A 22,621-nucleotide genomic window follows, 5' to 3' on the forward strand; every position below is an offset into this window, starting at 1 on the left:
CCACAAGCCTTGCAGTTGGCCGCCTCCCGTGTGGAGGCGGCCCTTTTTTTTGGAAAGCGGCAGGAACCATGTCCGGTCGCAGTCGGCGCAGCGCGCTAGGAGGTTCTCTCGCGCGCCGCTTTCGGCGCTGGCGCTGGCGGTGTCGGTGACGGATCGTGGGCGAGCACTTCACGGACGTAGAGGCGGCGTACCAAGGTATAGGCGACGACGGTCATCGGCGCTGCCAGAACCAGCCCGATCGGGCCGAGCAGCAGTCCGGCGGCAACGATCGAAAAGAGCGTCAAGGCTGGCGGAAGGGCGACCATGCGCCGCTGGATAAGCGGGACAAGCGTGTTTCCCTCGATCTGCTGGACGGCGGCATAGATCGCCAGGGCCCAAAGTGCCTTGTCCGGCCCGGCCACGAGCGCGAGCAGTACGCCGGGGATCGCACCAATGATGGGCCCGAGGTATGGTATGCCCTCGGTCAGGCCGGCGATCAGCCCGAGCGCGAGGGCGAAGGGAACGCCCGCGAGCCAAAGCCCCAGGCCTGTGAGTATCGCGACCACGGCCATCGATAGCAGCTGCCCCTCCAGCCATTTGCGCAAGGCCTGGCCGCTCTCGTCGAGCGCCTGAGTTGCAAGCGCGCGTTGGGACCGGGGCACCAGCGCAAGAAGGCCGCGCACATAGAGATCCGGCTCAAGTCCGATGAAAACGCCGCCGAACACCATGAGCACGCAGGTGGTGAAGATATTCCCCACCAGGCCGATGACGCGGCGCGGGAGCGCGGCAGCGTTCAAACTGCTTTCGATCGCGTCAAGGACGGGGCTGCCCATCGGCCAGTCGAGCAAACGCACGCGCAGTTCGCGCCATGCCTCGGGTAGGGCCGTGCCGATGTGGGCAACCTGGTCACCGGTCTCCATGCCGAAAAGCCATGCCAGGGCGCCCATCGTCGTCGCGATCAGGATGATCGCCAGCCAGGTCGATGCTTTTGAACCAAGGCCGGCATGTTTGCGCAGGGGCCGCGAAACCGTACGCAAGAGCACGGCAAGCACGATGGCGCCCATGAGAACCGCGAGCAGCGCGCGCACGGTCCACGCCATCGATAGGATTATGGCAAAGGCGATGATGATGAGCAGGCGTTCGACGAACGCACGATGCCCTCGCCGATCGGTCACGATGCGCGTTCCTTGATGGTGAACGTTTCGCCGACGAGGTCGTCCAGATGCGGATGGGCCTGGGCGTCGCGCGCGCGGAGGCGTCGCCGATCAAGCCAGGCCATGACCGGCGGAGCCGCGATCCCGTGCACCACGATCGACATTGCGACGGCCAGTCCGGTCATGGCCATCAGCGGACGGGCCAAGATCAGAAGGGCATTCGCATTCGCGGCCAGGTAGAACAGCGTCGCCAGACCCCGGACGCCAAAAAAGGCCAGGACTAGCCGCCCCGCAAGGGGCAGCGGCGACGCGATCATCGCCACGAGCACGGCCAGCGGCCGGGCAACGAAGACCACGGCTGCGACAAAAGCGATTTGCGGCCAGGACAGGGGGGCGAGCAGGCCCCTTGCGACGCCGGCACCGAACATCAGCAGCACACTCATGGCGGCGAGCCGCTCGATCTGCTCGGCAAACGCGTTCATGGCCCGGTGGAAGGCCGCTTCGGGGCATGTCGCGCGCAACGTCAGAGCGGTAACGAAGACCGCAATGAAGCCATAGGCCCCGATCAGTTCGGCGATGGCATAGGCGCTAAAGGCGCTGCCGATCGCGACCAGACCGTTCGCAGCATCGGAAAGAGGAACGCGAGGCAAACGGAACAACAGCCAGCCCAGCAGCCGTCCGATCAGCCAACCCGAGGCTACGGACAGTATGACATCGACCAGGAATTTCTCGGCGAACCATCCGACCGAAAGTGGCTGGTCCTGCAGGAGAGCCAGAGCGGTCAGGACGATAGGGAAGGCCAACCCGTCATTCAGGCCAGCCTCGCCGGCTAGGGCGAAGCGCACTTCTCCCTCTGCTCCCGAGCCGGGCGGCCCCACGGAAACGGCCGATGCCAGTACCGGGTCCGTCGGGGTGAGGATGCCGGCAATGAGCACGCAGCCGGCAAGAGGTATTCCGGCCATCCGGCCCACCGCGATGATCAAAATGGCCATCAGCGGCATGCCTACGCCAATCAGCCGCCAGACCGAATTCCAGCGACGCAAGCCGAACGGTCGATCGATTCTCAGGCCAGCTCCGAGCAGGGCGAGGACAAGCGCGACTTGGGCAAGCACGCAAAAGCCTTCGGTGCGAACGAGCGCGACGTAATCCGGCCCGGCGTCGATCATCGCTCCGCCCGCTACGCCCCCGGCCATGCAGGCCAGGGGCAGAGTCATCGGCAAGCGGCGAAGGGCCAGCGGGAGCCAGCCTACCAGCAGGATCATTACTCCTGCGCAAAGAAGCACGATGTCATTCGCCATACCGTCGCTCCGCCGACCGTGCTTCCTCCTCTTGCGTGCACACACAAGCCCAAGCCGTGACGGATGGAAAAGGTCGCCCGAAGGTTACTCCAGGCCACCGTTTGTTGACCCGGATCATACATTCGCGCGTGCGAGGTCCGGGTATGTGAGGCAGGCTTGATGCGCGACGGGTGTTGCCAAACTTTGGGTGTCGTGCGCGCAATGCCCCCGCGAGCGGGGCGCGTTCGGTCCGGTGAGTCCCATGCAGATGGACCATCGCAGATGGGTCTTGCACCTACGGGTTCCTTCTGTAGATTTGAATTTGCATCTAAATTCGATGCCGAGGCGTGAGAACCTCGCTTGAGATCCTTACAGCCCGCTTCCTGATGCGGCCGGGTTGCCGACGCGAATGTCCAGGCCATCTCGGCTAAAGGCGTCGGTGCACGACTCTTGCGTGTCTCACCACCCGGCTTTTCGCCGGTTCGCCTCGCAGTCGGGGACCGACTGATGATTGCGAAATATCCGTTCATCGACGGGAGTGGTGCGGCGTGAGCCGGCCTTTCGGGACGGCCCGTGCACCACTCGACGAGGCGAACCCCTTGCCGCCCGAAGACCACGTGCCCTCCGAACGCGCGGCGGGCGACGACGCGTTGCTCGAGGATACGTACCGGCACGAGCGTTCCTGGTTGCTTTCGCTTGCCAGCGCGCGAGGCGCGCGCCAGGACGCCGAAGATATCGTGCAACATGCTTTCGTGCGGCTCGCCGAGCGGGACGTGCGCGCGGTGCGCTTGCCGCGCGCCTATCTCGGGCAGGCGGTGAGGAATCTGGTGCGCGATCGTCAGCGCCGTGCAGAGCGGCGCAGCGAGCACGACCATCATTCGCTCGACGAGGTGGAGCTGGCCGACGGCGATCAACTGGCCAGGCTCGAAGCGCGCGACCGGCTGCGCCGCATCGAGAGGGCTCTGGAAAAGCTCAAGCCGCTCACGCGCCAGATCTTTTTGGCAAGCCGGGTCGATGGCTATAGTTACACCGAAATCGCGAGTGAAACCGGATTGAGTGTGAAAGGCGTCGAGAAACAGATGAGCAAGGCGCTCAAAATTCTGGCCCGGGACCTGCGCGGCCATGAATGACCGGGCGCACATCCCGGCAGCCATTCACGCGGCCGCCGCGCGCTGGGTGGCGCGCGCGGGCAAGGGTGAGGCCGACTATGACGCGAAGCTAGCGGCCTGGCTGGCGCGTGATCCGCGCCACCGACAGGCGTACGAGGAAGTTCACGGCGTTTGGGATGTGCCAGGAGAGATAGGCCATACCGCCATCGGGCGCGATCGCCGGTTGGTCCGTGCGCCCGTCTACATGCGCCGCTCGACGCATCTGGCGCTAGGCGCGGCCGGCCTGGTCGGTTGCCTTGGCCTGACGCTGGCGGTCGTGGGAATCCCAGGCCGGGACCTGGGCGTGGTGAGCGTGGCGCACGCGGCGAGTTACAGCACACGCATCGGCGAAATCCGGCGCTTCAAAACGAAAGGTGGGCTGGTTCTCGTGCTCGACAGCAATTCGCGTGTCGCGGTTTCGCAAGAAGGTGGCGACGTGGAACTCGATCTCGCACGCGGTCGTATACGGGTTGAGACTGCAGAAGGACATGTACGCGTGCGGGCCGGAGCGAGGTCGCTGCGGGTGGACGGTTCGCCGTTCGACGTCAGTTTCGAGGCAGGCATGGGCCATGTCCTCGCCCCGCGTGTGCCGATCCGCGTGGCCGCCGGGGACCGGGTCGTCGAACTTGCCATGGGGCAAAGAAGCGACCTGGACGCGAAAGTGCTCGCCCCGGGCGCGGACGACGCGAATTGGGTGAGTGGCATGCTGGCGGTCGAGAACATGCCCTTGGGCGAGGCGGTCGCGATCATCAACCGTTACGCCCGAAGGCCTCTCCTCTTAGCTGATCCGGCGCTGGCCTCGCGTCCGGTCACCGGGGCGTTTCGACGCTCGGATCCTGAGGCCTTTGCGCGAACTGTGGCGCGCATATACGATCTTGAGATCGACCAAAGCCGCACGGACAGGGTGGTCTTGCGCACGCGATGATGTTTTCGTGAAAATATTCAGGGGGTGAATTCACACCCCGTCGTCTCCCCGGGGGAACCTGCCGGAAAAGCCGGCGAATGGGGGGAACGATCATCATGAGGACGTCTTTCACCGGCGTAAGTACAGGCATTGCTCGCGAACTCGCGCTTCTGGGCGCGATCGCGGCATTGAGCAGCCCTTCGGTCGCAAACGCGCAGCAAACTGCGCAACTTACCATGGATCTTCCAGAGCAGCGCCTGGGCGATTCACTACGGGCACTGGCGGCGCTGTCGGGACAGGTCGTCCTGGCCGATGGCGGGAGCGTGGCTGCAAAGCGCGCTCCCGCCTTACGCGGCTCCTATTCACTGAAACAGGCGCTCGACCGGCTGCTGGCGGGCTCCGGGCTGGTCGCCTATGCGGTCCAGGGTGGTTACGCGGTGCGCCGCGCGGATGCTGGGGGCGACGCGCCCAATGCCAACGGCGATGCCATCACCGTGACCGGCTCGCGCATTCGCGGGGCTCTTATCTCCTCGCAAGTGATACGGCTCGATGCCGATGCGCTGCGCGATGGGGGACGTGCTGACCTGGGCGAAGTCGTTCGCGATCTGCCGCAGAGTTTTGGAGGCGGACAGAACCCCGGCATCGGTATCAGTGTTCCCCAGTCGGCTGGGGCGAATGCGGGCGGTGGCTCGACGGTCAATCTGCGCGGGCTGGGGAGCGATGCGACTCTCACCCTGGTGAATGGACGGCGCCTTCCTTACGATTCCGCGCTGCAGGGCGTCGATATTTCAGCAATCCCCATGGCGGCGGTGGAGCGGCTTGAAATCGTGGCGGATGGCGCATCGGCGATTTACGGCTCGGATGCCGTGGGCGGCGTCGTGAACGTGATCCTGCGCGAGGACTACGATGGTCTCGAAGCGCAGGCGCGGCTGGGCGGAGCCACGCAGGGCGGGGATTTCCAGCAACGCTACGGCCTGTTGGGCGGACACCGTTGGCAAAGCGGCGGGTTCTTCGCGACCTACGAATACAATCGCAACACGGATGTCGTGTCGAACCAGCGCGATTCGACATCCTTCCAGCCCAATCTCACGCTCCTTCCAGCCAGCCATCGCCACGCTCTCGCGGGGCATTTTCACCAGGACCTGGCCCGCGATCTGACGCTCGAAGTCGATGGTCTCTACAATCGGCGCAAGGGATCGTTCTTCTATCCTCTGAACGCGCAGGCGGATCTCGACGTCAGCCGCACCGAACGCAGCTACAATTCCTATTCCTTCGCCGTCTCGGGCGCGCTCCACTACACCTTGCACGACTGGCGGCTCTCGGCATCGATGACCCTTGGGCGAGGCCGCAACGATATGCTGGCCGAGTACTACTATGATGACGTTCTGTCGCTGTCCGACGGGTTGCGCTACGCGAATCGCTCGACCGGAGGCGAACTCTCGGCCACCGGCGACCTCGTTTCGCTTCCGGCTGGCGCGGTGGGCCTGGCCGCCGGAGCTGGCTTTCGCAGCAACGGCTTCGAGATTTTCCGGGGCGCGGGAAATTATCAGAACGTTCGTCCCACCCAGGACAGTCAGTATGTCTACGGAGAGTTGAGTCTGCCGCTCGTTTCCAACGACATGGGTATCCACTTTGTTCGCGCGCTGACGGCAAGCGCCGCGCTGCGCCACGAGCATTACGAAGGGATCGGGGGGGTAACAACGCCGAAGCTCGGGGCGATCTACACCCCTCTCGAAGGGATCGCGCTTAAGGCATCATGGGGACGTTCGTTTCGCGCGCCGAGCTTTTACGATCTGTACGGAGTCCAGGCCGCGAACCTCTATCCGATATCCCGCTTCGGCGGTGAGGGCTATGCGCCGGACGCCACGGCACTGCTCGTCTCGGGGGGCAATGCGGATCTCAAGCCCGAACGCGCCGAGAGCTGGTCAGCCGGTGTCGATATCCGTCCGCAAGCGCTTCCAGGTTTCGGGCTGGAGCTGAGCTATTTCGCAACGCACTACACGAACCGCGTGGTCACGCCGATCACGCTGACGGCGCAGGCGCTGACGAACTCGGCCTACGCCTCACAACTGACCTATTCGCCCGATGCCAGCCTACTCGAGGACGTCCTTGCGGGAGCCGATACCTTCGTCAACGCAACATCCAATCCATATGATCCCGCCAATGTCGCGGTTCTCATCGATAACCGGAACGTCAACGCGGGACGGCAGGACGTTAAGGGGCTCGACGTCCAGGCGACCTACGAAGGCGAGTTCGCCGCCGGTCGCCTGACGGCGGCCCTCAACGCAAGTTACCTGGAAAGCTCGCAGCAGATAGCCGAGGGCCAAAGTGTCGAGACATTGGCCGGGCACCTCTACAATCCGCCGCATTGGCGCGGACAGGCTCGCGCCGGCTGGGAGAAAGCGGGGCTGCGCCTGTCGGCGGCGGTCAATTACCAGGGCGGCGTGCGCGACACACGCTCCGAGCCGATGGCCAAAGTGCGCGGTATGACGACGTTCGATATTGGTGCTCGCTACGCGTTCTCAGAGCCCGATGGGGCGCTGAACGGGACGCAGCTGGGCCTTACCATCACCAATCTCTTCGACGCCATGCCCGGAAAAATCTCGACGACGTTGTTCTACGACACGCCTTACGATTCCACGAATTACTCACCCGTTGGGCGCTTCGTGGCATTCGAAGTTCGTCGTACATGGTAAGCCCGGTCGTCCGCAGGCGCGCGGTGGTTGCGCTGAGCCTTGCGTGGGCGCTCGCGGCTGTGCCGGCCTGCGCCGAGGCGCCTTGCACCGATCTTGTGGTCGATCCGACCATCGTGGCGAGGCTAAAAGGGGCGTCTCGGACCGTTCGCCCGGTCGACCTGTTGCGGCTGCGCCAGATCGGCGAGCCGGAAGCCATGTTCACGTTCCACCCTGCGCTCGCCCTGTCGCCGGACCGCCGGCACCTCGCTTTCGTGATTCAGCGCGCCGATCCCGAGGCCAATCGCTACTGTACCGGCCTTGCCGTTCTGGATCTGGATCGCCCGGGGCCGCCACGTCTCCTGAACTCGGGTGGGAGCATTATTCTCACGGTCAATTCGTTCAGGGGCCGCATATGGGGCGTTGGATATCCCTCGCTCACGATCCCGCGCTGGTCTCCTGATGGCCGGTCGATCGCCTGGCTGCGCCGCGATGACGGGACTACACAAGTGTGGCTCGCCGATGTCGCGACCGGCGATGCGCGGGCTGTCACCCACGAAGCGGTCGATGTCGAAGCGGTGAGCTGGTCGGCGGATGGCGAGGCGCTCATCTATGCCAGCCGCACGGGGCAGATCGCGGAACGCGCGGCATTTGCGCGCGAAGGACGTTCCGGCTTCCACTACGATGACCGCTTCGTTCCGATCATGTCCGATCGGCCGATGCCCGATGCTTCGATCGGGTGGACGAGCTATAGTGTCGATCTGGAATCGGGAGCCCGGCGTCCGGCCCGTGAGGCCGAGGCGGAGCGGTTGCCCGACGATGAGTTGGGCAAGTTCCCTCCCTTGCCCGTGGCGCAGGGGTACGATGGCCGCGTCGCTCGGGCTAGTCATTCGACGAGTAACCCGCTAAGTCCGCTCGTGATCACAGTGAGCTTGCCCAACGGAACGCAGATCGCATGCCGTTCCCTGCGGTGCGAGGGGCGTATCGTCGACATGTGGTGGAAACCGGACGCCAAGACCCTTGTCTTTCTACGCCGGGAAGGTTGGGCCCATGGATTGAGTGGCCTTTATCGCTGGGCGCCGGGACAAGGCGAGCCCGAGCGTCTTGTCCTGACCCATGACCTGATCAGCAATTGCGTGCTCGCAAAGGCTGGCCTTGTCTGTCTGCGCGAAACTTCCACGCAGCCCCAACGTCTGGTTCGTTTCGATGTCCATTCCGGGAAATCAGAACTGTTGTACGATCCCAATCCCGAATGGGCGTCATTCCGGCTTGGCGCGGTTCGGCACTTGCAGTGGAGCAACGATGCGGGCGCTCAGGTGCGCGGCGATCTTGTCCTCCCGCCAGGCTACGAACCTGGAACACGCGTTCCCCTCATCGTGACGACTTATACCAGCAACGGATTTCTGCGCGGCGGGATGGGAGACGAGTACCCTATTCATCCGTTTGCGGGGGCCGGTTTCGCTGTTCTGAGCTACAATGCGCCCGAGCGCGCATCGGCCAGCGATCCGGATCTCGACAGTCGGGAGCAAGTCGGCGCGGCCGGGACACGGACCTGGGTCTGGCGGCGCGCGGTCGAATCGGCGATCGAACGGGGGATCGACCGTGTCGTCGAAATGGGTGTCGCCGATCCCAGCAAGGTCGGTATCACGGGCTTGAGCGACGGTTCGACGAGCGCGGCGTTCGCCATGATCAACAGCCGCAGGTTCGCGGCTGCATCGATCAGCACCTGTTGCATGGAGCCATGGGCGGTCAATGCAGGTTATGGCCCGGCCTTCGCCCGCCTCAAGCAGGGACAGGGCTATGCGCCGCTCACCGCGCGGGACGACGCGTTTTGGAAACACGGTTCGCTGGTCGCGAACGCGGCGCGGATCGATACGCCCTTGCTCATGCAACTGGCCGACCGTGAATATCTCGGCGGTGTCGACGTCTACGCGGCGCTGCGGGAACAAGGCAAACCTGTCGACATGTACGTCTTTCCCGACTCGTTTCATCACAAGTGGCAACCGGCGCAGAAACTCGCGGCCTATCAGCGCAACATCGACTGGTTCGCGTTCTGGCTTCAGGGGAAGACCGCCCCGGATCCGAACGAAGTTGAGGAGAAAGCGGGCACGTACGCCCACTGGAACGCCTTGGCCGCCGGCTGGAAGCCCGCTGAATCCAGATCAGGACCATGAGCCAAGCCAGGCCTCCGCTTGCGCGAGAAAGAGGATCCTCTCGTGGACAACGCCGCGTACCGGTTGATTTGACCGGGTCGCCGTTTCGATAGCGTCGGGATCGAGCAGGCCGAGACGTCGCAAGTGGCCATCGAGCAGCATCTCGCGCAGCGCGGCGCGGTTGGCAAGGTACACCTCCGCGACGAAACCATCGGGCGAACCTTTGGATTGGCGCGTGTAGACGTCCGGTGGAAGGCGGTCCTTGAAGGCTTCGCGTGCGAGAATGCGACTGCGGCGGCCTTTGAACCACCACCAGATGGGAACGTCGAGGCAGGCACGCACGACCGGGAGGCTGGCCAGTGGTGACGCATGGCGCACCGGGCTTACGAGGTCGCCTTCCTCGGCCCAGCCCTGCGCGACCGCGAGGACCGCGACCTGGGCTGCGAACCCGGGCGATACCGAGGCGGGCGGTCTTAGCCAGGGATGGGGGACGTCGGCCGGCAACATTGCCTGTACTTCGGGATTCAGGAATGTCAGGTCCCTCGACCAGCGATAGGCGGGAGAGCGGCGCAGGGCGCGGCGCGTGGCAAGCCAGAGCACCTTGACGATGCTTTCCCGGGCATTGGCCGCAATCGTGCCGGCCACGTCGAGGGCCGCTTCAAGGGAATGACCCTTGAGCACGGCATCGCAGACCGGCGCCACCGAATTCATCGCGCAAAAGACGTTGTCGCCGCCTCCGCCGTCGAGCGTCAGATCGCAGCCGTGTTCCCGCGCGGTCCGGGCCAGGCAGGTGCTCGTAGCTTGCATGAACGTTCGGCTGGCCGGACTTGGCGCCGCGTGGCTGGCGCTGTGCGTGACGTCGATGTCATCGAGCGACCATTCCGCCTCGTACAGGGGAATGCCCAGTGATTCGGCCACGCTTCGAGCATAGCGACGTTCATCGCCGCTTGCATCACGGCGCACAAGGTTGAGGGCGCGCAGTCCGCTCCCCAGGCTGGATAGACTGGCAGCCAGAACCGAGGAATCGAGACCGCCGGACAGCATGAGCAGAGGCGCGCGCGCATCGTCGCGAATGGCGCGCGTAGTCTCGATGATGACACGGCGAAGGTGCGCACTGGCTTCGAGCGGAGAAGAATGACGGTCCTGTCGTCCTGCATGGTCCCAGGCGGACCAGGACACGTCTTCCTGATATCCGTCAGGACCGAAGGAAAGGGCCGCGCCTCCTCTCAGAGCACGCACGCCTTCCAGGCAGGTGTCGCGCAAGGGAAGACCGCGGAACGCCAGACGTGTCACCAGGGCAGGCGCGTGCACGCTGGCGGTGAGCCCGGCGCCTGTCAGCAAGTTCGTGCAGTTCGACGCGAACAAGGTCCCCTCGATCGCGACGAAATAGCAGGGAAGGCGCCCGAACGGCGCGCGGCTGAGGATGGCATCGCGCCTGTCTGCGCCGGGGCTGATGGCGATGAAATTTCCCCAGAAGTTTCTGTGCAGGCGGCGCATGTCCAGGAGTGCTTGCCGATCCTTCTCGCCGATGTCCTGCTGGCGAAGGCGCACGGCGCCGTTGCTGCGGTAGATGTCGCCCAGAACCAGGATGTGCCCCTCGTCCGCGGTGAAGATACCCAGGTCCGACGCGCCGGCGAGAAAAAGATTGGGCGTCGCTGACCTGATGCGCAGGCCTCGATCACGGGCCAGGGTTTCAAGGCGAACGAGATGAGAAGGCGCTTGGCCTCCGGCCGAAAGCGCGAGCAGGTAGTCTCCCATTACCATACCAGTATCGGAGTGTAGCTACGGGCGTGTTCGATCTCCTCGCAGACCAGGTGCCGCTCCTGGTCGATCCAGCAATGGGCGCTGAACGGGGCAAGCCGTACGGCGAAGACGAGCCGGGAGACGACACCGGCGCGCGTGAGCGCGCTCATGAGAGCCATGGCGTTGGGAAGGCAGCGCCCCTGGGCCGAATGAATGACCTCGCTTGCGCACCACGCGCGGGCAACGGAGGGGAGAATGTCGGGCGCGGCTCCGGTATTGTTCAGGCGCGCCCGTGCTTGCGCGAGGCTTTGAAGATTTTCGAGGAGCGCCCTGCTGCGCGTGCGATGCTGCCAGACCAGGCGGCCGCAAAGCGCCCGTGAAACCGAGCCGAGCGTTGCCCTGCCTGCGCCAGATGTCCTGCCGACCTCGGATGTAGGCCAGTCGTAAGTCAGTTGGCGGGCTGCGCACATCAGCGTGCCGCGATCATCGCGCGAAGCGAGGCTTGCGGCGACAAGGGCGCGGGCCTCGTGCGCCTCGCACCTGTCGCCCTCGACAAGCTTGCGAAAGGCGACATCGAGCGGGTCGGGAAGTCCGAAGTAGCGATCGCGTTCCACATCGAGAAAGACGTGCCGCTCGCCAACCCGGCAGAAATGGAGATGGGGGCGATCCTCGCTTGAAGACATTGCGCTTGCTCCCGTTTCCAGCGTGTGGTGCGCAGCCCTGGAGGCTGCGCACCACGATCGGGAGTCAGTCGTCGGTCAGGCCGGCGTTGGGATTGCCCTGGGCGACGTCCTGGTCGCCGGGAAGGATGCCCTTCGTCTCGACGCTGGCTGTGCCGAGTTCGATGGGGCGGGTTTCGCGTTCGCTGCGTTCCATGGTCTTGCTCCTCGTTCATGGCCGCCGGAATTGGCGACAGGATCAAGGCTATGGCGTTGCACGCGTTATTCGAACTTTATACGGATTCGATATCGCGAATATTAAATCTGCCCTTTGGCGCGCGCTGGACGAGCGACGTCACAGGGAATGTCAAAGGCGCCGTTGCATCGGTTATTGTGTCCGATAGCGCAGGCGTACGAGTTGTCCGGCGTGGCGCTCGCGGCGCCGGTGCCAGGTGTTGAGGAGGCGGGCGAGCCGCCGGGTGTCGGCCTCGCGCAGCGCGGCGTCGAGGCGAGCAAGTTCCTCGGCCGTGTCCTCGAACAGGGCCGGCTCGCCGGTGCGCACGGCGTGAAGGCGCGCGTTCGTTCGCGCCATTGTGTCCACGATTTCGCAGTTGCCCGAAGCGCGCGCGAGGCCCTCCAGGCGCCGCGCGATCGCGTGAGCATAGTATTCCGCGCGATCGGGGGCGGCTTTTCTGCCGGGCTCGCGCGCAATCTGGGGCAGGTGTTCAGGGGATGCTTCGCGAAGGGCGATGAGCGAGAGGTAGCGCGACCAGGCGATCCGATCGCGCAGCTCCGGCTCGTCGAGCAGCGGCAGGTGGAAACCGCTGCCCGGGCGCGTCTCGACGAGACCTTCGCCGACGAGCCGGCACAGCGCCTCGCGCACCGGCGTGGTGCTCGAGGCCAGAGGCCCGGCGAGGCTGGCGGGATCGAGGCGGTCGCCAGGATGCAGCTGCGCGCTCAGGACCCGCTCGCGGATAGTCTCGTGGATACGTTCCGATGTCGCGCCCGCGTTCATGGTCGCCTCGAATCAGGCCGCGTAGTGCACGAGGTCGGGGGATTGGCTGGTGCGATCGATCCCCGCGCGCTCGAGAAGGGCAGGGGTTTCAGGGCCGATCTCGATGCGCAAGGCGCCCAGCGTCTCGCCGCCCAGTTTCGTTGGCAGTCCGAGCGGGCGGCATGTCCACCCGAAGGCGAGGATTTGCTGAAACCAACCGAGCGCGGCGATCGCGGTGAAGGCGCTTATCGCTTCCTGGAGGGCGTGATCGACCAGGCCATGGACGAGCGCGTTGCGCACGACGCGACGCTCGGCGGCGCGCAGGCGCCGATCGAGGCAGAAGCGCGTGACCTCGCGGATCGCCGGGCCTTGCGGCACGGGTCCTTCGCACAGCGGCGCATAAAAGCTCGACAGAAGGTGAGGCCGCTCGGTCTCCAAGAGCCGCGCGGAGCCGAGGTGCCTGCCCTGCCGGTCGGCGACAATGACGTAGCGGGCGTGGGAATCGTCGAACTGGTCGATCTCATAGCGCCCCTCGAGGACCGGCACGTCCCATTTGAGCAGATCGACGAAGACCGACTTTCGCGCTTCGAACATCGCGCGCAAGAGCGCATCGGGAACCGGCTGGCTTGGCACTGGTGCATGAGCGGACATGGTGAGAGCTCCCTGGTCTTGGTGGAAGAACCAAGGATGCGTGGGAGGTGCCGCCCCTGACCATACCGCTTTTGCGGTATGGTCAGGGGCGCAGAATTTCGATGAAACTCAGCGAACCGTCGAACAGCGCGCGTATCGCGAGGAAGGAGCGCTTGTGCACATGGTAACGCCGGCAGGCATTGCGCACGTGAAGCGCGGCGGTCTGGTCGCTGATCCCCAGGATCCGCCCAATCTCCCAGTTGCTCTTGCCGCGGGCGACGAGAACGAGGCATTCGCGCTCGCGCGGCGTAAGCCGTGGCACAGTGCGGGCGGCGTTATCATTGCCCGCCCGGTGTGGGGGCTCGCGCAGGCGCCAGAGCCGCCGGGCCTGCTCGAACGCGTAGGTGCCTACCAGCTGGGCGAGCGGCAAGGCCGCGTGCGGCAGCGGTTTGCCCACGGCGTTGACGAAGGAGACCGAACCATGCGCCTCGCCGGGAATGTGCGCGGGAACCGTGAAGCCGGTCCCGATTCCCTCGCTGCGGGCGCGCTCGAGGAAGATCTCGTCCTCCTCACTCAGCGGCAGGAGCTCGCCGAGCCGAGGCCAGGCGAAACCGACGGTCGTCAGATGGCTCGCGCGGTGGATCGGATCGCGTACGCCGAAGCCATGCCGATCGTAGTAGTCGGCCCAGTCGAGCGGATAATCGTGGAGGCGGATCGCCTGCCAGCGCATGCGCCGCATGTCGACGTGATGCGTGAGCGCGTAGCTGTCGAAGCCCATCTCGCGCGTGGCGTGGGCGAGCGCTTCGCCCAGCTGCGCGATGCTGGCGCTGGCCTCGATCGCCGCGATCAGCGGCGCGACGGCCTTCAGTCCTTGCGTGTCCAAACTGCGATGTCGCGAACGTCGGCCGGTCCTCTTGCCACCGGTGCCCCGCCGATCGCCCCTTCCCGAGTTCTGGCCTTGCCCGTCCGTTTCTCACGCGGCCGTGCCGGCAATTATGTCACGATAGTGTCATATATCGTACGCGATGTCACATGTCGGACGCCCGGCGTTCAGCCGCTTGCCCCTGCAAACGTTTCCTGACCGCTCTTGGCCGGGGCGCCCTATCTTCCCGACTGGCGCGACACGCCGGCCTATGCGCGCCTTGCCGAAACCGACCGGGCGGGGGTCATGTGGGAATGGCTGCGCCGCGACGCCGGTTATGTCGCCTGGCAGGCGCGTGCCTCACGCGCGACGGGCCGCGATCGCGCGACGCGCGACCTGGACGAGGCGGATGCGTGTCTTGACCTTGCTTCGCGCGACTGGGGGCTGCACTTTCGCCGAGGACCCGGCCCGGGATGCCCCCCGGGCACGGATCATCTGGCGTGCCGCGCTCGATCCCGCTGCGCTCGAAGTCGACGCCGCGCCCACGGCTGCCAAGGATCCCGAGCGGTTCGATCCGGCGAGGCTCGCTCCGTTCCTCACGATCGCCCGGCATGCGACCGGGCGCGAATACGCCGTCCTGTCCGATGGGCGGCGGCGCATCCGTCTCGACGTCGTGACCGGTTCGCTGCAGGAGGGAGCAGTCGTACTGTCCTATCGCCTTGCCGGCATTCATGGGGCCAAGGCACGGGTTCTGACCCTGCGCCGGCTCCTGGCGCTGTGCGTCCACGCCCGGTTTTCGCCCTCGCTGTTCCCGCCCGATCCGCGCGTCGCGCGCTGGATCGAGGCCTTGCGCGTTCATGATGCCCTTGAGGCGGGCGCGTGTCAGCGCGAGATCGCCAGCGCCTTGTGGCCCGATCTTGCCTGGCGCGAAGGCGAGGGCGGTGACGCGCAGCGTTCGCGCCTGCGTCGCCTCGTGCTCGAGGCACGGGCTCTGGCGGCGGGTGGATATCGCGAGCTGCTGCGCGCCCGGCGTTGATCGGGTGGCGGCAAAGGTACCAGGCCAAGCCCATGAACGTCCTGGCCGGCAGGCGTAGGGACCCATTGTCCAGTCAGGGGGGAGATCAGATCAGGGGGGGGGGGGGCGCGTCTTATCGAGCGCTCGCGGCGCGGCCAATCACAGGAGCGCGACGGATATGCAGTATGGTCTGCTCGCGTGCGGCTTCGTCCTCGCTGGTTACGAGGGTCTCACGCGGCGTAGGCGTTCGCCGGCCGGTTTTCGCGTGACCGATTGCCGATACGGTTAGGTTCGATCAGCGCTTCAGCAGCGCGATGCGAAAAGCCGGAAGTTCGGGCGCCTCGCGGCCTTGCAGTCCGCGATCGCGCTCTGGACCGGCGGCGCGCAGCGCCTGGCCCCGGGCCCCGGAAACGGGTCCCGGCCTTGCGGCGACGATCGCTGGCGCGTGGGGCCGGGCGCCGCTGGCGCCTGGCCGTGTCGCCCGGCCATGCGGACGCGGGGGCGGGCCGTACCGGTCCGCCTATTCCCGCGGCGCTGTGGGAGGGGGCCTGCGGCGGCAAGGCGCGGGTGGACGGGCTCCCGGCTGGGCCCGCCTGCAGCGCCGTCAAGCCGGGCCCTTGGGCCCGGCTCCTTCACATGCGTTGCGGCCCTTGCCGTCCCGTGCCGGACCGGCAGCGGGTGAGGGCGCTGCGTGCCGGCGGGCCCGCGACCTGGATCCTTGCCGCTCACCCTCGCGCCTTGCGCCGCGAGGCATGGGGCGAAGGCAGGAGGAAGGAGTGTTCCATGGTCGATCGCAGCACGAGGGTAGGAGAGGAAGCGCCGGGTTCGCAGGGGCATGCGGGGGGCAAGGCGAGGAGCCCCGCGCGCGGTAAGCAGTGTGTTGGGCAGCGCGGTCGCGGTGAAGGGCGCGCCTCGCTTTATGAGGAGGTGACCGCGCGGATCGTGGGCGAACTCGAGGCCGGGCGCTTCCCGTGGGTGCAGCCCTGGACCCGTTCGCCCGGTGAGGCAGGGCTTGCCCCCTCGCTCCCGCGCAACGCGGTAAGCCAGCGCGCCTATTCGGGTATCAACGTGCTCTTGCTGTGGGGGGCGGTCATCGCGCGCGGCTGGCCCACGCAGGGCTGGCTCACCTACCGGCAGGCCCGCGCGCTCGGCGGCCATGTGCGCAAGGGCGAGGAAGGCACGTGCGTCGTCTACGCCGACCGCTTCACGCCGAGCGCGGAAAAGGCGCGCGCGAACGAAAGCGGCGAGGACGCGCGCAGCGTTCCTTTCCTGAAGCGCTTCACCCTCTTCAATCTCGCCCAGTGCGAGGGGCTGGACACGCATTTGCTGGAGCCTGCAGCCCCCTTGCCCGAATGCGCGGTCGAACCCGAAGGCGAGGCGCTCATTGCCGCCTCGGGCGTCGATTTTCGCATCGGCGGCGACAAGGCCTTCTACGCACCCGGCGCCGATTTCGTGCAGGTTCCCCCGCATCCGGCCTTTCACGATCCGGTCAATTTCTACCGGACCGCCTGCCATGAACTTTGCCACGCAACGGGTCATGCCTCGCGCCTTGGCCGTACGCTCACCGGTCGTTTCGGCTCGAAGGACTACGCGCGCGAGGAGCTCGTCGCCGAACTCGGCGCGGCCTTCACGCTTGCCGCGCTCGGCATTCGCCCGAGCGTGCGCCACGCCGACTACCTCGGGGCCTGGCTCGAGGTGCTGCGCGAGGACTCCCGCGCGATCTTTCGCGCCGCCTCGCTTGCCTCGAAGGCCGCCGACTGGCTGCTGAGCCGCCACGAGGCCGCGAAATCGGGCGCTGCCTCCTCGGACCGGGAGGAAGGCTCGTGAGCCTGCTGTCTCCCGTGACCCGCTCGCTGCTCCTGGCCAACGCGCGCCAGAGCAGGGCCTGGCCCGGCTTCGATCCGCGCCCCCTGGTCCGGCTCGTCGAACGCGGTGGACCCGCGCGCTGGCTCTGCACCGAACTGAGCGCGGACGGGTGCTGGCTCTATGGCCTTGCAGATACCGGTTCAGGTTCTCCCGAACCCGGCTATTTTTCGCTCAGCGATGTGTCTGCGTTCGGCTCAGATGTAGGCGCGCGCGTGGTGCGCGACCTGCGCTTTTTCTCGCCGCATCGCCTGTCGGCATGGTGCGCGGCGGCGCGCCTGACGCGCTCGCTCGATGGCGCCCAAAAACTGCTCGAACGCCTAGCTGGCGAGCTTGGCCTCGCGCGCGGCGTCGCCAGTCCTGCTGGGGCCAGCCCGGCGGGAGCCTGCCCGGTGGGGTATCTGCAACTTTCGCGCCTGCGCGAATGAAAGCCCGGGGAGCGGGCGGATCGCCCGTGCGCTCCCCGCGAAAAGACCGGCCCGACACGCGCCTTCCCAAAACAAACTGCGCGTGAAGGACCGGTCTCCCACTACCCAAAGGAGTGTTGTGACCCATGAAACTGCAATTCATCGAACTTGACAAGCTCAGCGTTTCCAAAGCCAACATGCGCCACGCGCGCAAGGCCCCCGACGTGTCCGACATCCTGCCCAGCGTAAGGGCGCGCGGCGTGCTCCAGCCGGTCCTCGTGCGCCCCGTTCCGCAAGGGGAGATGGATGGCGACGGGCGGCCTCAACGCTTCGAGATTGTCGCGGGCGCGCGCCGTTTCCACGCCGCCACGCTGGTCGCCCGCGAAGGCGCGAAGAAAGCGGGCAAGGACACAGGCCCCCAGCTTCCAGGTCAGGGCGAGCCGCCCGTACTGCCCTGCGCGGTGCTCGACGAGGTCGACGATGCCGCCGCCGTCGAAGCCTCGCTCATCGAGAACGTGGCGCGGCTCGATCCGGACGAACTGGCCCGCTGGGAATGCTTCACCCGCCTCGTGCGCGAAGGGCGCAAAATCGCGGACATCGCAGCGACCTTCGCCTTGCCCGAACTGGCGGTGCGCCGCGCGCTCGCGCTCGGCAACCTCCTGCCGCGCATTCGCGAGCTCTACCGGGCCGAGAAGATCGATGCGGTGACGATGCGGCACCTCACGCTTGCCACCAAGGCGCGCCAGAAGGCCTGGATCGCCCTTTTCGAGGATCCCGATGCCAACGCTCCGCTTGGCTGGCAGGTCAAGGGCTGGGTGCTCGGCGGCCCCTCGATCCCGGCGCGCCATGCCCTCTTCGACGCCGCGCAAAGCGGGCTGGCGCTCGTCACCGACCTCTTCGGCGAGGACGCCTATTTCGCCGATGGTGAGGCCTTCTGGACCTTGCAGAACGCCGCGATCGAAGCGCGCCGCTGTGCCGCGATAGAGGCGGGCTGGGCCGACGCGCGCGTGCTTGGGCCCGAGGCGCATTTCCAGTCGTGGGAGCACGAAAAGACGCCCAAGCGCAAGGGCGGGCGCGTCTGCATCGACGTGCGCGGCAATGGCGAGGTCGTGATCCACGAGGGCTATCTGCCGCGCCGTGAGGCGGCCCGCCGGAAAGCAGACGGCGAGCAAGGCACAGACTTCGAGCGTCCCGCGCGTCCCGAGATCACCGCGACGACGCGCTCCTATCTCGACCTGCATCGCCACGCGGCCCTTCGCGCCGCCTTGCTCGACGCCCCGCAGGTCGCGCTGCGCGCCATGGTCGCCCATGTCCTTGCCGGATCGAGCCTGTGGCGTGTCTCACCCGAGCCCCAGGCCTGCCGCAATCCGGCCATTGCCAAGAGTCTCGCGGCGAGCCGGGGCGAGGCGGTCTTCGCCGCGCGCCGACAGGCGCTGCGCGCGCTTCTGGCGCCTGCCACGTCCGGCGCTGAGGGGCCCTATTGCGCCGGTCCGGACGGGGAGGGGCTGCACGCTGAGGCCGAAGGCGAAGAGAATGATAGGCCCGACGCGCGGCGTCCGCTGACCGGCGCGCAGGGCCTCGACCTCGTCGCGCTGTTCGTGCGTCTTCTCGACCTGCCCGATGTGGCGGTGCTCGACCTCGTGGCGCTTGCCATGGGCGAAAGCCTCGCGGCGGGAAGCCCGTTCGTCGAGGCGCTGGGCGGCCATTTGGGCCTCGACATGGCGGCGTGGTGGCAGGGCGACGCGGCGTTTCTCGACACGCTGCGCGACCGCGAGGTGCTCACCGCGCTGGTCGGCGAGGTCGCAGGCGAAGCGACCGCCCGCGCCAACGCCAGGGAGCCGTGCAGGGCCTTGCGCACGATCCTTGGCGATCACTTGTACGGGCACCTGAACGGGACCGGTTCGCGCCCGGTGCGCAAGGGCTGGGTGCCGCGCTGGATGACCTTTCCGCCCTCGGCCTACACCGCGCGCGGGGGTGTCGGGCCTTGCGAAGCCCATGCGCGTGCGCAGACCAGTGGGTGGCGTCCGGGCGAGAGTGGCGCGGTCGCGCCTTCGCCCTGAGCAGGCCCTCGGCAGACCGTCGCTGACGCGAGCCGTCTGGTAGGAAAGGGGAGCGGCCGGATGGGCCGCTCCTCGAACGGCGCGCCGGGGTACGGTGCAAGGGTGATGGCGGCCGCGTGCGTTTCGACAGGCCCCCCCAGCCACTGGCCGGTGCGGCGGCATCGGATAAGCGTCCGCGCGGGCTTGCACGTGCAAGTACCGCCCGGCATGGCCTGTCTTACGAGAAAGGATTATCATGGATCAGACCCGCGAGGTCGTCGCCCGGCTCGTCACGCGCCTGCGCCCCGAGCCGGTGTGCCCGGCCTGTCTTGCCGCCCTGATCGAACGTGGCGAGGGCGACGTCGAGATCGCCATGCACGCGCTGGCGGGGCACGAGGGCTTCGTGCGCGCGCGCGAGGCTTGCAGCCTGTGCGGCGCGATCGGTCCGGTCATGGCGCGGCGATGACGCGGGCGGGCCGACGCCGCGCTTCGCGCGCCCTTGGCGATCTGGCGCGGCATCGGCGCCGCCAACGCGCGCGGCGCATTGCACGGGGCGCGGGCCTGCTTCTTCTGGCGGCACTCGTCGGCGGGACGGGCGGTTATCTCTCGCTTTATTTGCCGCCGCAAGGCGAGGTCACCGCGCGCGCGTCGTCGGACCGCACGGGCACGCCGCTCGGATCCTGCCGCGCGATCGATGGCGATACGCTGGCCTGCGGCGCGGAGCGGATTCGTCTCGTCGGTATCGATGCGCCCGAGCTTCCCGGGCATTGCCGCAAGGGGCGCGCCTGCGCGCCCGGCGATCCGGTGGCGGCAACGCGCCAATTGCGCGAGGCGATGGAAGGGCCCTTGCGGATCGAACGGCTCGGAACCGACCGTTATGGGCGCACGCTGGGCCTCGTGGCCGGGCCCAGGGGCGACCTGTCCTGCTGGCAACTGGCGCAGGGCGCGGCGATCTACAAGCCGCGTTGGGACGAGGGCGGGCGCCTCGCCGCGATCTGTCCCGAGGCTGCGCGTTCATAGAGCGAATCGGGGCGTGGGCCGGACCCGGTAAGAGGCTGAATCGGGCCTGGGAGGACCCGTCTCCATGTTCGTTTCACAGGCCGCTTCCCACCTCGCGCATTCCCGCATTTTGACGACCGCGACGGGTCGGCGCAGGCGTCTGCCGCGCAGGCTGTAGCGTTTTCCTTCCGGCGAAATCGGGCCGCGAAAGCCTGGCGTGAACGGGGCACGACGCGCCCTGGCTTCGATCCGGCGTGAGGCGGGCTTGTACACCTTGAACAGGACCAATCTGGCCCGGATCCGTTCCGGCGTTCGGGGCGGGACCTGGACCGGTCGGGACCCGGTGAAACCATCGCGCCCCACCTGTTTCCCCGCCCGCAGGCGGGCTCCTCGCGCATGGCGCCAAGGCGCCCAAACAGGCGGAGGCGTTTCCGGTCCTTCGCATGCGCTGCGGCCTGGCGGTTCACCGCGCCCCTTGCCCGGTCCGCGCGGTCTGCCCGTCGCCCGGAAAATCGGTTCCGGGCCGCATCCAGCAAGGAGAAGGACAATGCCCGCCATCGGATACGTCACCCGCGAAGGCCGCTCGTTCAAGGGCCAGCTTCGCACCCTCTCGATCCGCGCCGAGGTCGAGATCGCGCCGAACACCCGCAAGACCAGCGAGAGCCACCCCGATTACCGCGTCACCTCGAACGGCATTGAGGTCGGGGCCGGCTGGCTGCGCCGCTCGGAAAGCTCGGGCAACGACTACGTCTCGCTCAGCCTCGCCGCCCCGGAATTCGGGCCGCGCCGCCTCTACGCCAACCTCGGGCGCGCGGCGGGTCAGGACGATGAGGACAGCTTCGCGATCATCTGGAACCCGGCCGACTGAGAGCCGTGCGCGCCGTCCGGCTCTGCTGCCGGGCGGCGTGCGCCAGGGTGGCGGGGCATCTTGCGAACGCCCATCGCAGACGGGGCGCAACGCATGGTTGCCCTCGGGCGCAAACCCTCTAGAATCAGGAGCCTGCCATGAAGACCGACCTCGACCATCTCCCCGACCGCAAGCGCCGCGACCTCGCGCGCGTGGTCGAGATCATCTTTTCCGAATTCGAGGACGTGCTCGCGCTCGCGACGCAGAACTGGAAGCGCCAGGGCCGGATCCTCAAGGTCATTCTCTACGGCTCCTACGCGCGCGGCGACTGGGTCTGGGATCCGCTCGGCGAGTACTTTTCCGACTACGACATCCTCGTCGTCGTCAACGACGAGCGCCTCGCCGACCAGGTCGAGTACTGGGGCAAGCCGACGACCACCTCATGCGTGAATACGCCATCGCCAAGCGGCTTTCCGCGCCCGTCAGCCTCGTCGTCCACTCGCTCCAGGACGTCAATTTCCAGCTCTCGCGCGGGCGCCCCTTCTTCCTCGACATCCTGCGCGACGGGGTGGCGCTCTACAGCCTCGATAGCCAGGAATTCGTCAAGCCCAGCCCGCTCGATCCGGCCGAGGCGCTGGAGGAGGCGAAGGTCCATTTCGGGCAGTGGTTCGACAGTGCGAACACCTTTTTCCGCATGGCGCAGCTGGCCCGCAAGGAAGGCTTTTTGAAGAACGCGGCCTTCCAGTTGCACCAGGCGACCGAGCACCTCTACCACACGGCGCTGCTCGTCCTCACGCTCTACAGCCCCAAGTCGCACAACCTCAATTTCCTGCGCGGCCGGGCCGAGGACGTGGCGCGCGACCTGATCCCCATCTGGCCGCGCGACTCCCGTTTTGCCCGCCGCTGTTTCGAGCTCCTCCAGCAGGCCTACGTCAAGGCGCGCTACTCTCCGCACTACTCGATCCGCCCCGAGGAACTCGAATGGATATTCGAGCGCGTCGAGCAGCTCCAGCGCGAAGTCGAGGCGCTGTGCCAGGCGCGTCTCGCGAGCGCCTGACCGGGCCTTACCTGCCACGTCTCTGGTTATCTGTCCGCACCGGACTCGTCCGGTACGGCAGGTCCGTGCGCGCGGCACACAGGGCAGTGAAAAGGCGCAAAGCCCGGGGGAGGGTCGAATTCGCCTATAGCCCAATCCGACCCTGACCGATCGGGGGCGCATGGCCCAGACCCGGTGTCGCAGCGGGGCGGCACGGGGCCTCCTCGCGAACGCGATGGA

General features: G+C 66.9%; 20 protein-coding genes and 2 pseudogenes. 14 read left to right on the forward strand and 8 right to left on the reverse strand.

All coding sequences use genetic code 11. The features are described from left to right. Positions 1-95: 95 nt before the first annotated feature. Both HT136_RS19775 and HT136_RS19780 read right to left on the reverse strand, forming a co-directional pair. Complete coding sequence (locus HT136_RS19775; protein ID WP_214201568.1) at positions 96-1,154, reverse strand: AI-2E family transporter; 1,059 nt, start codon at positions 1,152-1,154, stop codon at positions 96-98. Next, positions 1,151-2,431: a cation:proton antiporter gene (locus tag HT136_RS19780; protein WP_214201569.1), complete on the reverse strand. Its 1,281-nt coding sequence runs from the start codon at positions 2,429-2,431 to the stop codon at positions 1,151-1,153. Before HT136_RS19780 ends, HT136_RS19775 begins: the two co-directional genes overlap by 4 nt. Positions 2,432-3,009: 578 nt before the next feature. Between HT136_RS19780 and HT136_RS19785 the strand changes: the two genes are divergently transcribed. The 4 genes from HT136_RS19785 to HT136_RS19800 all read left to right on the forward strand — a co-directional run bounded on the left by HT136_RS19785 (position 3,010) and on the right by HT136_RS19800 (position 9,308). Beyond that, complete coding sequence (locus HT136_RS19785; protein ID WP_246543958.1) at positions 3,010-3,540, forward strand: RNA polymerase sigma factor; 531 nt, start codon at positions 3,010-3,012, stop codon at positions 3,538-3,540. Next, entirely contained in the window at positions 3,533-4,483 is a 951-nt protein-coding gene (locus HT136_RS19790) for a FecR family protein (RefSeq protein ID WP_214201572.1), read from the forward strand. The genes HT136_RS19785 and HT136_RS19790 overlap by 8 nt, the downstream gene beginning before the upstream one ends. A 95-nt stretch (positions 4,484-4,578) precedes the next feature. Further along, the gene (locus tag HT136_RS19795) at positions 4,579-7,158 is read left to right on the forward strand and encodes a TonB-dependent receptor (RefSeq protein ID WP_214201574.1); all 2,580 of its coding nucleotides are present in this window, start codon (positions 4,579-4,581) and stop codon (positions 7,156-7,158) included. After that, entirely contained in the window at positions 7,152-9,308 is a 2,157-nt protein-coding gene (locus HT136_RS19800; RefSeq protein WP_214201576.1) for an Atxe2 family lasso peptide isopeptidase, read from the forward strand. Before HT136_RS19795 ends, HT136_RS19800 begins: the two co-directional genes overlap by 7 nt. On the opposite strand, the gene HT136_RS19805 is transcribed toward HT136_RS19800, so the two are convergent. The 6 genes from HT136_RS19805 to HT136_RS19830 form a co-directional block, all read right to left on the reverse strand. Beyond that, positions 9,297-11,045 carry an asparagine synthase-related protein gene (locus HT136_RS19805; RefSeq protein ID WP_214201578.1) on the reverse strand — a complete coding sequence of 583 codons (1,749 nt, stop codon included), beginning with the start codon at positions 11,043-11,045 and terminating at the stop codon, positions 9,297-9,299. The genes HT136_RS19800 and HT136_RS19805 overlap by 12 nt on opposite strands. Next, on the reverse strand, positions 11,045-11,713 hold the full coding sequence (locus HT136_RS19810) for a lasso peptide biosynthesis B2 protein (protein ID WP_214201580.1): 669 nt from the start codon (positions 11,711-11,713) through the stop codon (positions 11,045-11,047). The genes HT136_RS19805 and HT136_RS19810 overlap by 1 nt, the downstream gene beginning before the upstream one ends. 64 nt (positions 11,714-11,777) lie before the next feature. Beyond that, on the reverse strand, positions 11,778-11,906 hold the full coding sequence (locus HT136_RS19815; RefSeq protein ID WP_214201581.1) for a benenodin family lasso peptide: 129 nt from the start codon (positions 11,904-11,906) through the stop codon (positions 11,778-11,780). Between the two features lie 171 nt (positions 11,907-12,077). After that, the gene (locus HT136_RS19820) at positions 12,078-12,704 is read right to left on the reverse strand and encodes a GntR family transcriptional regulator (protein ID WP_214201583.1); all 627 of its coding nucleotides are present in this window, start codon (positions 12,702-12,704) and stop codon (positions 12,078-12,080) included. 12 nt (positions 12,705-12,716) lie between these two features. Beyond that, positions 12,717-13,334, reverse strand: coding sequence for an acyl-homoserine-lactone synthase (locus tag HT136_RS19825; RefSeq protein WP_214201584.1), 618 nt, complete (start codon positions 13,332-13,334; stop codon positions 12,717-12,719). An 82-nt stretch (positions 13,335-13,416) separates the two neighbouring features. Then, positions 13,417-14,196 (reverse strand): LuxR family transcriptional regulator, encoded by a 780-nt coding sequence (locus tag HT136_RS19830; RefSeq protein ID WP_214201585.1) that lies wholly within the window; start codon positions 14,194-14,196, stop codon positions 13,417-13,419. A 285-nt stretch (positions 14,197-14,481) separates the two neighbouring features. Here HT136_RS19830 and HT136_RS26735 point away from each other — a divergent pair. From HT136_RS26735 to HT136_RS19870, 10 genes and pseudogenes are all read left to right on the forward strand, one after another. Then, positions 14,482-14,571 (forward strand): annotated as a pseudogene (locus HT136_RS26735) (hypothetical protein); the annotation flags it as partial. Positions 14,572-14,593: 22 nt separating this feature from the next. Continuing rightward, entirely contained in the window at positions 14,594-15,211 is a 618-nt protein-coding gene (locus HT136_RS19835) for a DNA -binding domain-containing protein (RefSeq protein WP_214201586.1), read from the forward strand. A gap of 762 nt (positions 15,212-15,973) precedes the next feature. Continuing rightward, a complete protein-coding gene (locus HT136_RS19840; protein WP_214201587.1) occupies positions 15,974-17,017 on the forward strand; it encodes an ArdC family protein in 1,044 nt (347 codons plus the stop codon). Continuing rightward, positions 17,014-17,481, forward strand: a complete 468-nt coding sequence (locus HT136_RS19845) for a DUF2958 domain-containing protein (protein ID WP_214201588.1) — start codon at positions 17,014-17,016, stop codon at positions 17,479-17,481. Before HT136_RS19840 ends, HT136_RS19845 begins: the two co-directional genes overlap by 4 nt. Before the next feature lie 125 nt (positions 17,482-17,606). Further along, positions 17,607-19,520, forward strand: coding sequence for a ParB/RepB/Spo0J family partition protein (locus HT136_RS19850; protein WP_214201589.1), 1,914 nt, complete (start codon positions 17,607-17,609; stop codon positions 19,518-19,520). 235 nt (positions 19,521-19,755) lie between these two features. Next, the gene (locus HT136_RS19855) at positions 19,756-19,965 is read left to right on the forward strand and encodes a hypothetical protein (protein WP_214201590.1); all 210 of its coding nucleotides are present in this window, start codon (positions 19,756-19,758) and stop codon (positions 19,963-19,965) included. Further along, a complete protein-coding gene (locus HT136_RS26650) occupies positions 19,962-20,519 on the forward strand; it encodes a thermonuclease family protein (protein ID WP_343222253.1) in 558 nt (185 codons plus the stop codon). Before HT136_RS19855 ends, HT136_RS26650 begins: the two co-directional genes overlap by 4 nt. Positions 20,520-21,045: 526 nt before the next feature. Continuing rightward, complete coding sequence (locus HT136_RS19865) at positions 21,046-21,366, forward strand: DUF736 domain-containing protein (RefSeq protein WP_214201591.1); 321 nt, start codon at positions 21,046-21,048, stop codon at positions 21,364-21,366. 137 nt (positions 21,367-21,503) lie between these two features. Next, positions 21,504-21,710, forward strand: a pseudogene (locus tag HT136_RS26655) (nucleotidyltransferase); the annotation flags it as partial. Between the two features lie 77 nt (positions 21,711-21,787). Further along, complete coding sequence (locus tag HT136_RS19870; protein WP_343222254.1) at positions 21,788-22,402, forward strand: HEPN domain-containing protein; 615 nt, start codon at positions 21,788-21,790, stop codon at positions 22,400-22,402. Positions 22,403-22,621: the final 219 nt, after the last annotated feature.

It is taken from the genome of Novosphingobium profundi (genome assembly GCF_018491765.1).
Taxonomy (GTDB): Bacteria; Pseudomonadota; Alphaproteobacteria; order Sphingomonadales; family Sphingomonadaceae; genus Novosphingobium; species Novosphingobium profundi.

Bases quoted from the DNA above. Each gene is read 5' to 3' on its own strand.
- HT136_RS19790 (WP_214201572.1), top strand. From the start codon at position 3,533: ATGAATGACCGGGCGCACATCCCGGCAGCCATTCACGCGGCCGCCGCG.
- HT136_RS19820 (WP_214201583.1), bottom strand. From the start codon at position 12,704: ATGAACGCGGGCGCGACATCGGAACGTATCCACGAGACTATCCGCGAG.
- HT136_RS19815 (WP_214201581.1), bottom strand. From the start codon at position 11,906: ATGGAACGCAGCGAACGCGAAACCCGCCCCATCGAACTCGGCACAGCC.
- HT136_RS19825 (WP_214201584.1), bottom strand. From the start codon at position 13,334: ATGTCCGCTCATGCACCAGTGCCAAGCCAGCCGGTTCCCGATGCGCTC.
- HT136_RS19780 (WP_214201569.1), bottom strand. From the start codon at position 2,431: ATGGCGAATGACATCGTGCTTCTTTGCGCAGGAGTAATGATCCTGCTG.
- HT136_RS19800 (WP_214201576.1), top strand. From the start codon at position 7,152: ATGGTAAGCCCGGTCGTCCGCAGGCGCGCGGTGGTTGCGCTGAGCCTT.
- HT136_RS19865 (WP_214201591.1), top strand. From the start codon at position 21,046: ATGCCCGCCATCGGATACGTCACCCGCGAAGGCCGCTCGTTCAAGGGC.
- HT136_RS19795 (WP_214201574.1), top strand. From the start codon at position 4,579: ATGAGGACGTCTTTCACCGGCGTAAGTACAGGCATTGCTCGCGAACTC.
- HT136_RS26650 (WP_343222253.1), top strand. From the start codon at position 19,962: ATGACGCGGGCGGGCCGACGCCGCGCTTCGCGCGCCCTTGGCGATCTG.
- HT136_RS19810 (WP_214201580.1), bottom strand. From the start codon at position 11,713: ATGTCTTCAAGCGAGGATCGCCCCCATCTCCATTTCTGCCGGGTTGGC.
- HT136_RS19870 (WP_343222254.1), top strand. From the start codon at position 21,788: ATGCGTGAATACGCCATCGCCAAGCGGCTTTCCGCGCCCGTCAGCCTC.
- HT136_RS19805 (WP_214201578.1), bottom strand. From the start codon at position 11,045: ATGGGAGACTACCTGCTCGCGCTTTCGGCCGGAGGCCAAGCGCCTTCT.
- HT136_RS19855 (WP_214201590.1), top strand. From the start codon at position 19,756: ATGGATCAGACCCGCGAGGTCGTCGCCCGGCTCGTCACGCGCCTGCGC.
- HT136_RS19840 (WP_214201587.1), top strand. From the start codon at position 15,974: ATGGTCGATCGCAGCACGAGGGTAGGAGAGGAAGCGCCGGGTTCGCAG.
- HT136_RS19850 (WP_214201589.1), top strand. From the start codon at position 17,607: ATGAAACTGCAATTCATCGAACTTGACAAGCTCAGCGTTTCCAAAGCC.